The sequence below is a fragment of the Pseudomonas sp. 21615526 genome (genome assembly GCF_013386245.1).
Taxonomy (GTDB): domain Bacteria; phylum Pseudomonadota; class Gammaproteobacteria; order Pseudomonadales; family Pseudomonadaceae; genus Aquipseudomonas.
Genome location: NZ_JACAOM010000080.1, coordinates 1,690 through 14,819, shown reverse-complemented (window position 1 = coordinate 14,819; position 13,130 = coordinate 1,690). Strand labels below are relative to the sequence as shown.

Below are 13,130 nucleotides of genomic sequence, written 5' to 3'. Positions count from 1 at the left end.
CAAGGCACTTTTATGAATCAGGATTTTGACGCCGATGTCATTGTGGTTGGCTCCGGCGCATTAGGCAGTAACGCAGCATTTGAATTGGCCAGGCACGGCAAGTCAGTGATTATTCTGGAAGCCGGTGAACATATTCCCCGCTGGAAGATAGTCGAGAACTTCCGTAATTCGTCGAACAAGGGCAATTACAACTCACCCTATCCGAATGAACCGTGGGCCCATCATTCTTATGATGAGCAATACATCGAGAACACCGGTTCTTTCGAGTTCCGCCCCGGCATGTTGAAACTGGTGGGCGGTACCACCTGGCACTGGGCGGCAGCGTGCTGGCGTTACTTGCCCAACGATATGAAACTCAAGACGCTCTACGGCGTAGGTCGCGACTGGCCGCTGGAATACAGCGAGCTGGAACCCTATTACGTGCGTGCGGAAATTGCCCTGGGCGTATGCGGCAGTGACACCCAGGACCAGAGCGGGCAGGGCGGCGGCGCTTTCCCGCCACGCTCAAGCCCGTACCCGATGGCGCCGGAAGGTGATACCTACCTGTTCCAGCGCCTGCGCGAACGCATGGCACCGGCGGGGTATCACTTTATCCATGAGCCCAATGGCCGTGCCACTGAACCCTACGACGGGCGCCCGGCGTGCAGCGGCAACAACAACTGCATGCCGGTCTGCCCCATTGGCGCGATGTACAGCGGCGACGTGCACGCCCGCCATGCGGAACAGGCCGGCGCCAAGCTGATCACCGACGCCACCGCCTACAAGCTGGAAAAAGGCGCGGACGACAAGATCGTCGCGATCCATTACCGCAGCTCCACCGGCGCTGATGTGCGGCTCACTGCCAAGTACTTCATCGTTGCCGCCCACGGTCTGGAAACCCCCAAGCTGCTGCTGATTTCCGAGGTGGCCAACTCCTCCGACCAGGTCGGTCGCAACCTGATGGACCACACTGGCCAAGGCCTGCAATTTATCGCCGACGAGCCGTTGTGGCCGGGACGCGGCGCGGTGCAGCAGGGCGGGATTTTCAACCGCCGCGACGGCGAGTTCCGCAAGGAGCGGGCCTCGGTCAAACACTCGATCTCCAACAACGTGCCGAACATTGCCGTGGCCAAGCGGCTGATCGCCCAGGGCGTGTACGGCAAGGAGCTGGACGAACGCATCCGCCACGATGCGGCGCGTTGGGTCGACGTCTCTACCGTGTATGAAACCCTGCCATTGCAGACCAACACCGTGCGCCCGAGCCGCACCCGCAAGGACGCCCTGGGCATTCCGATGCTGGTGGTCAACTACGAGGTGGGCGACTACGTGAAGGCGGCCAAGGCCGGCGTCACTGAAGACTATGCGCACTTCGTGCAGCTGATGGGCGGCACGGTGGTGGAAGACAACACCGGCTACCAGAACCGCGACCACCTGATGGGCACCGTGATCATGGGCGCCAACCCCAAGGATTCGGTGGTCAACCACGAGTGCCGCACCCACGACCACGCCAACCTGTTTCTCGCCACCACCGGGGTGATACCGGCCTCCGGCACCATCAACCCGACCCTGGCCGGCGTGGCGCTGAGTATCCGTATGGCCGACATCATTGCGCGGGAGGTCTAGGTCATGGGATTGCTTAAATTTCCATTGCTGGCCTTGCTGCTCACCGCGTTGCCGGTGTTTGCCGCTGAAGACACTGCCGCGCTGATCCAGAAAGGTGCGTATGTCGCCCGTGCCGGCGACTGCGAAGCCTGCCACCGTACCGCCGAGAATGGCGGCGCGCCGCTGGCCGGCGGGTATGTGATCGACTCGCCCATGGGCAAGATCATCTCCAGCAACATCACCCCGTCCAAGGCCTACGGCATCGGCGACTACACCGAGCAACAACTGGCGGACGCCTTGCGCAAAGGCATCAACGCCAAGGGCCAGCACCTGTACCCGGCGATGCCCTACACCTCTTACCAGGGTATGAGCGATGACGATATCCACGCCTTGTATGTGTACCTGCAACAGGGCGTCAAAGCCGTGGACCAGCCAGTGCCGGAAACGCACCTGGCGTTCCCGTTCAACATCCGCCAACTGATGTTCGGCTGGAACCTGGTGTTCCTCGACAGCCAGGGTTTTGTGCCCAAGCCCGGCGCCACCGAACAGACCCGTCGCGGCCAGTACCTGGTGGACAACCTCGCCCACTGCGGCGCCTGCCACACCCCACGTAATGCCTTGATGGCCGAGGACAACAGCCAGTACCTGGCCGGCGCCAAACTGGGGGGCTGGGTCGCGCCCAACATCACCTCCGACAAGGTCAGTGGCCTCGGCGACTGGAGCGAGGACGACCTGGTCAACTTCCTGAAAAACGGTCACCTCGCCGACAAGGCCCAAGCCGCGGGCGGCATGGCCGAAGCCGTGGAAAACAGCTTCCGCTACCTCAGCGACAGCGACCTGCATGCCATGGCCGCCTACCTGCACAGCGTGCCGCCGATCCGCGATCCCGGGCAAACCGAGCGGGTGGTGCGTGACGTCAAGCCGGTGGACATGAGCACCCTGGAAACCGGCCAGGGCGATCAAGCCTCACTGGCCGATGCCACTGGCCTGGATGGCGCACGCCTCTACAACTCGGCCTGCTCCAGCTGCCACGGCCGCGATGGCCAGGGCTCGGCTGACAAGTTCTACCCGTCCCTGAGCCTCAACACCGCGCTCAACGGCAACCAGGCCAACAACCTGGTGATGGCGATCATCGCGGGCATCGACCGCAAAGGTGCCGACGGCGCCGTGAGCATGCCGGCCCTGGGCGGTGACCTGAACGACGCGCAAATCGCCGCCATCGCCAACTACAGCCTGCAAACCTTCGGCAACCCGGCGCTGAGCGTCAGTTCCGAAGAAGTCACCAGCCTGCGTCGCGGTGGGGATGCGCCGTTGTTGATCACGGCCATGCCGTACCTGCTGTGGGGCGGTGGCCTGGTGGTGCTGTTGCTGATCATCGTGCTGTTGCTGTGGCGCCGTCACCACCAACACCTGCGGGCAGTGGAGGCCAAGCGGATCGCGTTGAACCGGCGTTTTCATTCCAACTAGACGGAAACGCAAAAGCCCCGCCTTCGGTATGAAGTGCGGGGCTTTTTGTTGGTTGGGTAAATCACCGGCTGTTTTCCTCGTCATACCCAATTGCAGGAACGGGGGCGAATCCCGCACCTGAAGCTGCGAGCCGACAAGGAGAGGTCTTCATGGTCAACGTGAGTCGTCGTTCCCTGATCGCACTGGGCGCGGCCTTGCCGTTGCTGGGTCGCCTGGACTGGGCTGAGGCAAGCCCCGCCGTGGCGGCGCCCGAGGTGCTGCTCAACTACAACGAAAGCCCCTACGGGCCGTCGCCGGCTGCGCGGCAGGCCATGCAGCGCGGCATCGCCACCTCGGGGCGCTACCCGTACCCGGACATGTACGCGCTGGTCGAACAGTTTGCCAAACAGCAGGGCATTCTGGAGGAACAGGTGGCGGTGTTCGCCGGCTCCATGGCTGCGTTGCGCTACGCGGTGCTGGCGTTTACCAGCGAAACCCGCAGCCTGGTGATGGCCACGCCTTCCTACGAAGTTCCGCGCCAGGCAGCCGAGTCGTGCAAGGCCAGGGTGCATGAAGTGGACCTCACCGCCGATCACGCCCATGACCTTCCCGCCATGCTCACCGTGGACCGCCAGCCCGGCCTGATCTACCTCTGCAACCCGAACAATCCCACCGGCACCCTCACACCCGCCAAGGCCATCGAACAGGCACTGGCGCGCAAACCCCAGGGCAGCATTTTGCTGGTGGACGAGGCCTACATCGACTTCAGTGACGCACCCAGTTGTGTGGCGTGGGTCAAGGACCATGATGACTTGCTGGTGCTGCGCACGTTCTCGAAAATCTATGGCCTGGCCGGCGCACGCCTGGGGCTTGCGATCGGTCATCCGCAGCTGCTGGAACAACTGGCGGTGTTTGGCGGGGACAACGTGCCGGCGGCCGCCAGCCTGCTGGCCGCCCGCGCCAGCCTTGCGGATACGCAACTGGTGCCGGCGCGCAAGGCGCTCAATACCCAGTTGCGGGATGAGACGGTGGCCTGGCTAAAAAACCGCGGATTCACCTGCACGGCGTCTCACAGCAACTGCTTCATGATTGATGTACGCCGTCCGGCGGAACAGGTCATCGAGCGGTTGGGCGAGCAGGGCGTGAAGATAGGGCGCGTGTGGCAAAACTGGCCGCAGTGGGTGCGGGTCACCGTGGGGAATGCTGATGAGATGAAGCGGTTTCGCGAGGTGTTTGCGGCTCAGGTCGTACGCTGAATTCGCTGCGACGCAGGTCAAATGTGGGAGCGGGCTTGCTCGCGAAAGCGGAGTGTCAGTCAATGCATACGTGACTGACCCAGCGTCTTCGCGAGCAAGCCCGCTCCCACATTTAGATCGGGTTACTGCTGGGCGATGCTGTAGCCATCAAATGCGGTTTGCTGCTGCAATGCCGTAATGATGCTTTTACGCGTCAGTGGCTGCTCGGCGCCCGAGTTATCCACAAAGGTTTCAACTTCCAGTTCCGCCTCGTCTCCTTCACCGACAAAGGTAAAACCGAGGAACTCAAACGCCTCACGGTCCACGTTCGGCTTGGAGCGCGGCGAACGCAGCGGCAGGGTGACGCTGATACCGTCCTTGCTGATGGCGAACACTTCCACTTCCTTCTTCGGGCGGGAAGCCTTGCCTTTGCCGGCGCTCGGGTTGCTGATGGCCTGGTGGGTCTGGTTCAGCACCTTGAGGGCCAGGCCGTAGACCAGCTCCTGAAACTCCGGGTCGTCCTTGAAGCTGGACAGGATGCGGCTGATGGAGAACTTGCTGTTCAGGTCTTCGAGGGCGGCGTTGTCGGCGGCTTCGGCGTCCTTGAGCTGCTTGAGCTCGCCCATCAGGTCGTAGGCCTTGTCGTCGTCGAAAGCGTCGTGGGCCTGGCGGATGGCCACGCGCAGCTCGCGGATCTGGTCGCTTTCCTTGGAGGTGTGGAACGCGTCCAGCACCATTTCACTGATGGTCTTGGCCGCCGGCACGTGCTGTGAAAGATTGATGGCGTTTTCGTATTCAGCTTTGGATTGCAAGGCGACTACGGATTCTTCGGTGCGGGAATCAGACATTGAAATTTCACTACTTCAGTAAACGGGGAGACGGGAAAAGCGTCGCGCATTTTCAGCGGGGAGGGGGATCAGGTCAAGGCAGCACAATGCCCTCATCGCGGTTGAATGATGCCAACGCCCGCTGCAGCTTGATCGCCCGCCCGCAAAACAGCCCAACGGTAAAACCCGAAGCCCCGCCCGTCAGGGCCAGCATTGGCGCGGTGCTCGACAGCAACGGGTGCACGGCGTGCTGGTAACCGAGGTAATACTTCACGGCGAAGAACAGTTGGGAGATCAGCAGGATTTTCCAGGTGCCGGGCAGCACCAGCGTGTGGCCATCGAGGCTTGCACCCTTGGCGGTGAACATCGCCATCGCCACCAGGCAACCCACGGCGGCACCGCCCAGCCAGCAACCGATCGACAGCGTTGAATGCTCAATGGACAACAGCGACCAGATCACCAGCACCACCGGCAGGATAACCAGTGACCGGTGGTTTTCGCGGCTGCCGCGGGTGGCTTTGATCCCGTACCAGCAGATCCACAGATAAACGGCGTACACCCAAAGGGGCGTGCCCTGAAGAATGTCGAGCATGGTCAGCGTCCGTGCCTGATGAAGTTGGGCGTCGATATTCGCCGGGCCGCGCGTGGCTTGTCCATCGATTTAACCGAGGCGCTTGCCCATTTCGAAGGCGCGTTTTTCGTAGCCCAATTCCTCGTACAGCCGCTGCGCCGGTTCGTTGAAGGCCCAGACGGTCAGGCGCAAATCCCGGGCGCCCTGGCGGATGGCCCAGCGTTCGGCGAGCGCCATCAGTTCACGGCCAATGCCCTGGCCGCGGTGTGCCTCCAGCACGCAGATCGAGCCGATCCTGGCAACACGCAGCGGCTGCAACAACGGGCTGGCGGTCTCGATGATTTGCGCGGTGATAAATCCAACACCAACGCCGTGCTGCTCGGCAAGAAACACCGCCTGAACCCGGCTGGTCAGGCAGGGCCGCCAATGGGACTGGTCGCGCTCCACCTGGTCGGTGGCGTCACGGTAGATATCGGGCCGTTCCTGGTGGTGCAGGCGGTTCAGCGGCTGGCCCAGCACGCACAGGGTGTGCAGGTCATCCAGGTGCGCCTGGCGATAGGTCAATCCTTGAGACATGGCAGTCCTTCGAACGGGGCAAAGGGCGTTTTATGCCCGTTATCGGCGATCACGTAAAGGCGCGGCGTCGGCCCCAAGCCCTTCGACGAAGCCGGCAATGCGCTGGCAGGCCTCCCTGAGGGTGTCATCGGCGACGGTAAACGAAACCCGCACAAACCCTTCGGCGCTGGGGCCAAACGCTTGGGCGTCAAGCACCGATACGCCGGTCTGGCGATACAGTTGCCAGGCGAATTCCCGGCCGCTGAGCCCGGTGCGGCGTACGTCCACCAGCATGAACATGCCCGCCTGGGGGACTCGGCAGTCCAGCTCGCTGATCGCACTCAACGCGTTCACCACCAGGTCACGCCGGCGCCGATACACCGCACGGGCATCGCTGACCAAGGCCTCATCCAGTTCCAGTGCCTTGAGCGCCGCCGCCTGGATAAACCCTGGCAGGCCGTAAATCATGCACAGCAGCAAGTTTTCCAGATGGTTGATCAATGTGGGCGGGCCGGCCACCCAGCCAACCCGCCAGCCGGTCATGGCGTGGCTTTTCGACAGGCTGTTGAGCACCACCGTGCGCTCGGCCATGCCGGGTAACGCGCTGATGCTCAGGTGTTGATCGTCATAGATGAGCTGCCCATACACTTCATCGCAAATCACCCACAGGTCGTGGGCGCGTGCCACTTCGGCGACGGCTTCCAGCTCTTCGCGGCAGTAGACATTGCCGGTGGGGTTGCACGGTGTAGCGAGGGCGATGCCCCGGGTCTTGTCGGTAATCGCGGCTTGCAGCGCGGTACGGGTCAGGCGAAAGCCGTTGGCGGCCGGTTGTTCGACGGTTCTAATGCGTGCCCCCGAGGCTTGGACACAGGCCTCGTAGGTCAGGTACATCGGCTCTGGCACCAGCACTTCATCGCCGTGGCTGAACAGGCACAAGCAGGCCGCGAACAGGCCATTCTGCGCGCCGGCGACCAGGGCGATATTGTCGGCGTGCACCGCAATCCCTTGCAGCAGGCTCTGGCGGGCCGCGATGGATTCCCGCAGTTTCGGGCGGCCGAGCACAGGGGTGTAGTGGGTGTCGCCGGCGCGCAGGGCGTCCACGGCGGTTTCACAGATCGCGCTGTGTGTGGCGAAATCCGGGTCGCCGACACTGAGCACAATCACGTCTTCGCCACGCAGTTGGGCTTCGGCGGCGGCGTAGTGAATATCCCAGGCACTGACGGATTCGCCGCCAATGCGCCCCACAAAGGGTGAATAACGCATCCTTGCTCTCCTCGCCGACATCGATGCCCGCGTCAATTAGTCAATTTCAGTTCCACTGTAGAACATGCCGCCTGATCCACATCAAGGGCCGCGCGCAAAAAATCCGCTACAACGAAGCTGGGGCTGGCCATGCCCCGGTTATCTGCCTGATGACCCAATAAAAACGATTGCAGACCTGCGCCGAGGGGACCGCCCCAGGCCGGGTTATTAAAGGAATAGTGCGATGATTTTTCCCCTGTCACGTCTGGGCCTTGTGGGGGTGGTGCTGTGCCTGTCCCTTCCCCTGCACGCCAACGAAGCCGACCCCACGCTGATCGAACAGGGCAAATACGTTGCCCAACTGGGCGACTGCATCGCCTGCCACACCGCCAGGCAAGGCGCGCAGATGGCCGGCGGGCTGGAACTGGGCACGCCGATGGGCACGATCTATTCGAGCAACATCACCCCGGACCGTGATACCGGCATCGGCCAGTACACCTTCGAGCAGTTCGACCGGGTGATGCGTGAAGGCGTGACGCCGGCCGGGCAGAACCTGTACCCGGCGATGCCTTACCCGTCCTACGCGAAGATGAGCGAAGGCGACATGCGCGCCTTGTTCGCCTACCTGATGCAGGGCGTGGAGGCGGTGAACAAACCCAACCTGGACGCCGAGATGGGCTTCCCGTTCAACCAGCGCTGGGGCCTGGCGCTGTGGAATTTGGCGTTTCTCGACAAGCAACCATTCGTGCCGGACCCGGCGAAGGATGACGTGCTTAACCGTGGCGCCTACCTCGTCCAGGGCCTGGGCCACTGCGGCTCGTGCCACACCCCGCGCGGCATCGCCTTCCAGGAAAAAGCCCTGAGCGACGCGGGCCGCAGTGGCCGGCATTACCTGGCCGGGGAGACTGTCGAGCACTGGCGCGCCTTGAGCCTGCGCAACCTGTGGACGGTGGACGACACCGTGCAATTGCTCAAGACCGGGCAGAACCGCTTTGCCACGGTCGCGGGCAACATGGCGGATGTGATTCATCACAGTACCCAACACTTCACCGATGCCGATTTGACCGCCATCGCGACGTATCTCAAATCCCTGCCGCCGGGCAAGGACGACCTGCCGATGCCCGCCGTGGCCCACGAACCCGCCGCACCGCCCAAGGACTTGTTCACCAGCCGTGGTGGCCTGGGCTATATGCAGTTTTGCAGTGACTGCCACCGCAGCGATGGCGGCGGGGTGAAAGGGCTGTTCCCGCCGTTGGCCGGCAACCCGAGCGTTGCCTCGAACAACCCGACGTCACTGCTGCACATCACCCTCACCGGTTGGGAAACCGCCGAGACCGCAGCCCATCCACGGATCTACACCATGCCTGGGTTTGCGCGGTTGGCGGATCAGGAAATCGCTGAAATCCTCAGTTTCGTGCGCAGCAGTTGGGGCAACGAAGGTACGCCTGTCACGGCTGCCCAAGTGAAGAAAATGCGCGGCCAGCTCAACCCGGTCACCACCGACTCTTCAGCGTTTGAAACCCCACGCCTGGCCGAATTGTTGGCGGCGCCGAATGCCGATCAGGTGGTACGCGGCATGCGCCTGCACCTGCAGACCAAGGAACTGCTGCCCAATAACGTGGGCAACTCGCTGAACTGCACCAGCTGCCATCTCAACGCCGGCACCGTGGCGGATGGTTCGCCGTTTGTGGGCGTCTCGGCATTTTTCCCGAGCTATGCGCCGCGTGCGGGCAAGGTGGTGAGCCTGGAAGAGCGGATCAACGGCTGCTTCCGTCGCTCGATGAATGGCAAGCCGTTGCCAGCGGAATCGGCGGATATGCAGGCGATGGTGGCGTACTTCGACTGGATGAAAAACAACACCAGGCCCGAAGACAAAGTCGCCGGGCGCGGGGTGGGCAAGGTCGACCCGGCGATCAAGCCGGATATGCAGAATGGCAGGCAGGTGTACGCCCGGCAATGCGCGGTGTGCCATGGCGACAATGGCCAAGGGTTGACGCGGGCGGATGGCGAGTTGGTGTACCCGCCGTTGTGGGGCGAGCAGTCGTTCAATATCGGGGCGGGGATGGCGCGGCTGTACACGGCGGCGGCGTTCGTCAAACGCAACATGCCGATCGGTTTCCACGAGAAATTCCCGTTGGGGCAGGGCGGGTTGTCGGATCAGGAGGCGGTGGATGTGGCAGCGTACTTCTCCCAACAACCTCGTCCGGATTTCCCGGACAAGGTGAAGGACTGGCCGAAGGGGGGTAAGCCCGTGGATGCGCGGTACTAACCCCACCACCTGTTCGAAGTGGGCACAGTCAATGTGGGAGCGGGCTTGCTCGCGAAGACGGTGAGTCAGTCACCCATGTATTGACTGACACTGCGCTTTCGCGAGCAAGCCCGCTCCCACAGTTTTAACCGAGTGCAGTCAGTTAGAAGGTGGTGCGCAACCCGACCTGCACACTTCGACCCGGCGCCGGGGCGATGTCCCGCAGGATCGAACTGGCGTAGCGCACGGTCTGGTTCGTCAGGTTCTCGCCGTTGACGAACGCCAGCCACTGGCTGCCGCCGACATTGAAGCGGTAGCCGGCGCTGGCGCCCAAGGTGGTGTAGCCGTCGGTGCCGCTTTCGTTATCCGGCACCCGGCCCTGGCCCGCCGCGTGTTCAACGTCAATCCGCGCCTGCCAGCGATCCAGTTCCCACAAGAGGCCGCTGTTCAAACGCAACGGCGCAATGCGGGGCAACGCTTCACCCGTGTCCAGGTTGGTTGCACGGGTGTAGTCGCCCGACAGTTCCAGCGCAAACTTGCCGTAGGCACCTTCCCCCAGCTTGATGTGATCCTGGGCTTCAAAGCCTGCGAAACGCGCACGCACACCGGAATATTTGTACTCAGGGATGCCGCCGGCGTCTTCCTCGCCTTCGTCATTCAAGGTGCGACCGCTGCCCAGCAGGCCGATGTAGTTGGAGAAGTGGCTGTAGAACACGCCGAAGCTGCCCTTGTGGGTGCCGTTGTCGAAGCGCAGCGCCAGGTCGCTGGACACGGCTTTTTCTTTCGACAGGTTGGCGTCGCCCAGTTCGTAGGTGCCGGTGGCGACGTGAGCGCCGTTGGCATACAGCTCGTAGAAGGTCGGGGCACGTTCGGTGTAGCCGAGGGTGGCGGCCAGGGACCAGATCGGCGTGAGGGTGTACACCGCGCCGGACGACAGGCTGCCGGCGGTGAAGTCGGCGGATTTGTCGGCATTGGCGAAGCGTGCGTTGCCCTTGCCGTCCGGGTCGACGTTGGTGTGTTCCAGGCGCCCGCCGAGGCTCAGCTTGAGGCGCTCGGTGGCCTGCATTTCTTCGAGGATAAACAGCGCGCCGGCGTTGGTATCGGTCTGCGGCACGAAGGCTTCTTCACCCAGGGCCGAGAATTCATTGCGACTGACTTGGGCGCCCACCACGCCGTTGAACGGCCCGATCGGCAAGTGTCGCGCTTCCACCCGGGCTTCATAGCCCTTGTTCTTGAAGGTGGTACCGGTCTCGCCGCCTTCGATTTCCATGTGCTTGTAGTCGGTATAGCCGGCGTCGAGTTTGACCGAGGTGAACGGGCCTTGCAGGTTGCGGATTTCGGACGCAAAGGCGTAGTGATCCTGCTTCATGCGGATGCGCACGTCCTGCTCGGCCGGGGAGCCGTAGTTGCTGTCGTAGTTGCTGTAGGACAGCCCGGCGTAACCGTCGTCCCAAGTGTAGGAACCGCCGACTGCACCACCGTCCTGGCGTCCGTCGCTGTTGCCGAGGCGACCGTCCTGGCGTCCGTCGCTGTTGCCGAGGCGACCGTTCTTGCCTTCACCGTCGTCGCTTGGCGGTGCATGGCGGCTGCGGGCAAAGCCGGGGATTTTCAGGTCGTTGAATTCCCGCGCGCTGGCGTCCAGGTGCAAGGCGAAGGTGCCGTTGCCGGCTTCCAGTTTGCCGGCGCTGCTGCGGGTGGTGTCGGCGCCGCCGTAGCGCAATTCACCGGCCCCGTGAATGCCTTCGATGGCTTCGGTGGGGATGCGGTTGTCGAAGGTATTGACCACGCCGCCGATGGCGCTGCCGCCATAGAGCAGGGCGGCCGGGCCACGCACGATTTCAATGCGGTCGACGTTGACCGGGTCCAGCGGCACGGCGTGGTCATAGGACAACGACGAGGCATCCAGCGCGCCGACTCCGTTGCGCAGGAGGCGAATGCGGTCACCATCCTGGCCACGAATGATCGGCCGGCTGGCCCCCGGGCCGAAGTACGACGACGACACACCGGGCTGCTTGTTCAGGGTTTCACCCAGGCTGCCTTTTTGTTGCAGGGTCAGGTCATCGCCTTCCAGCACGGTGGTGGGCGAGGCGAGGGTTTCGCTGCCCAACGGGTTGCCGGTGATGACTTGAGGTTGCAGTTCCAGGGCGTTGGCCTGGGAGGTGATCAACAGGGCGGCGGCCAGCGGGGTGAGGCGCCAGAGAGAAGAGAGGGACATCGGTCGTTCCTTGGCAAACGGCAAAAAGAGAAGGCTGAAAACGGTAAGGGATTCGATACCCTTTGATAGTTATCGTTACAATATAACATCACTTTTTCCCTGCCAAGGGGAACTTTCCCAAACCCCGCTCGATCACTCCCACGCTGATCGTTCCCACGCTCTGCGTGGAAATGCATGCCGTGACGCTCTGCGTCACCATTGCGCAGGGTTAAAACTTGCGTCGACCGAGGGACGCAGAGCGTCCAATTCGGCATTCCCATGCAGGGCGTGGGAACGATCGAACAGTGGCCTATAGTGAAGGCAACGCTTCCACCCGCACGGCCCGTCCGCTAAGGTGCGCGGCTTCGTTTTCTTCTTTTCTGCACAAAAGGCCCGGCATGACCGCGACAAACAAAGACCCACTGCACGGCGTCACCCTGGAACAGGTCCTCACCGCGCTGGTGGCGCATTACCAATGGGAAGGCCTGGCCGAGCGCATCAACATCCGCTGTTTTTCCAGTGACCCGAGCATCAAGTCGAGCCTGTCGTTCCTGCGCAAGACCCCGTGGGCGCGGGAGAAGGTCGAAGGTTTGTACGTGAAGTTGATGCGCACCAAGCGACCGGTCGAGGACTGAGGTGAAACGTCACCTTATCGGCCTCGCAGCCCTCGGCGGTTGGGCCGGCCTGGCGCTGCAGCAGTACATCATTTTCTACTTCCGCTGGGTCGATGGCGCCAGCCTGTTGCCGGGCCTGGTGAATTTCTTCAGCTTCTTCACCGTGCTCACCAACACCCTGGTGGCGGTGGTGTTGACCCATGCGTGGGTGCAACGGCCAACCGCGGCGAGCCGGTTCTTCCTCGGGCCCGTAGTCAGCAGCGGGATTGCCGTGAGCATTGTCGTGGTCAGCCTCGCCTACAGCCTGTTGTTGCGCCACATGTGGCAGCCTGCGGGGGTGCAGTTTGTGGCGGACGAGCTGCTGCACGACGTGATGCCGTTGGTATTTGTCGCGTATTGGTGGTGGTGCGTGCCCAAGGGCAGCCTACGCCTCAAACACATCGGGCTGTGGGTGATTTACCCGGTGGTGTACTTCGCCTATGCGTTGTTGCGCGGGTATGTGTGGGGGCTGTATCAGTACCCGTTCATTAACGTGGACACCCTGGGTTATCCACAGGTGTTCATCAATGCCGGGGGGATTCTGGTGGGGTTTGTGCTGATTGCTCTGGGGGTGGTGG

The 13,130-nt window shown here is 62.7% G+C and carries 11 protein-coding genes; 6 read left to right on the top strand and 5 right to left on the bottom strand.

Translation table 11 applies throughout. The features are described from left to right. Positions 1 to 12: 12 nt before the first annotated feature. From HX786_RS22520 to HX786_RS22510, 3 genes are all read left to right on the top strand, one after another. Positions 13 to 1,602 carry a GMC family oxidoreductase gene (locus HX786_RS22520; protein WP_008435597.1) on the top strand — a complete coding sequence of 530 codons (1,590 nt, stop codon included), beginning with the start codon at positions 13 to 15 and terminating at the stop codon, positions 1,600 to 1,602. Between the two features lie 3 nt (positions 1,603 to 1,605). After that, entirely contained in the window at positions 1,606 to 3,048 is a 1,443-nt protein-coding gene (locus HX786_RS22515) for a cytochrome c (RefSeq protein ID WP_178912607.1), read from the top strand. Positions 3,049 to 3,197: 149 nt separating this feature from the next. Beyond that, a complete protein-coding gene (locus HX786_RS22510) occupies positions 3,198 to 4,283 on the top strand; it encodes a pyridoxal phosphate-dependent aminotransferase (protein WP_178912606.1) in 1,086 nt (361 codons plus the stop codon). Between the two features lie 122 nt (positions 4,284 to 4,405). On the opposite strand, the gene HX786_RS22505 is transcribed toward HX786_RS22510, so the two are convergent. The 4 genes from HX786_RS22505 to HX786_RS22490 all read right to left on the bottom strand — a co-directional run bounded on the left by HX786_RS22505 (position 4,406) and on the right by HX786_RS22490 (position 7,478). Continuing rightward, positions 4,406 to 5,110 (bottom strand): hypothetical protein, encoded by a 705-nt coding sequence (locus HX786_RS22505; protein ID WP_102605011.1) that lies wholly within the window; start codon positions 5,108 to 5,110, stop codon positions 4,406 to 4,408. Positions 5,111 to 5,183: 73 nt separating this feature from the next. Then, entirely contained in the window at positions 5,184 to 5,681 is a 498-nt protein-coding gene (locus HX786_RS22500; RefSeq protein WP_178912605.1) for a hypothetical protein, read from the bottom strand. A gap of 69 nt (positions 5,682 to 5,750) precedes the next feature. Then, positions 5,751 to 6,236: an N-acetyltransferase gene (locus tag HX786_RS22495; protein WP_008435578.1), complete on the bottom strand. Its 486-nt coding sequence runs from the start codon at positions 6,234 to 6,236 to the stop codon at positions 5,751 to 5,753. Between the two features lie 39 nt (positions 6,237 to 6,275). Beyond that, a complete protein-coding gene (locus HX786_RS22490; protein ID WP_134327281.1) occupies positions 6,276 to 7,478 on the bottom strand; it encodes a pyridoxal phosphate-dependent aminotransferase in 1,203 nt (400 codons plus the stop codon). A gap of 223 nt (positions 7,479 to 7,701) precedes the next feature. Between HX786_RS22490 and HX786_RS22485 the strand changes: the two genes are divergently transcribed. Continuing rightward, positions 7,702 to 9,726: a c-type cytochrome gene (locus HX786_RS22485; protein WP_177080122.1), complete on the top strand. Its 2,025-nt coding sequence runs from the start codon at positions 7,702 to 7,704 to the stop codon at positions 9,724 to 9,726. A gap of 142 nt (positions 9,727 to 9,868) precedes the next feature. Here the strand turns inward: HX786_RS22485 and HX786_RS22480 are convergent, their stop codons facing one another. After that, positions 9,869 to 11,920 carry a TonB-dependent receptor gene (locus tag HX786_RS22480; protein ID WP_178912604.1) on the bottom strand — a complete coding sequence of 684 codons (2,052 nt, stop codon included), beginning with the start codon at positions 11,918 to 11,920 and terminating at the stop codon, positions 9,869 to 9,871. A gap of 377 nt (positions 11,921 to 12,297) precedes the next feature. Here HX786_RS22480 and HX786_RS22475 point away from each other — a divergent pair, with 377 nt between their 5' ends. After that, complete coding sequence (locus HX786_RS22475; protein ID WP_003216406.1) at positions 12,298 to 12,534, top strand: VF530 family DNA-binding protein; 237 nt, start codon at positions 12,298 to 12,300, stop codon at positions 12,532 to 12,534. Position 12,535: 1 nt separating this feature from the next. Then, the coding region (locus tag HX786_RS22470) for a Pr6Pr family membrane protein (protein WP_178912603.1) at positions 12,536 to 13,130 on the top strand (595 nt) is incomplete at its 3' end.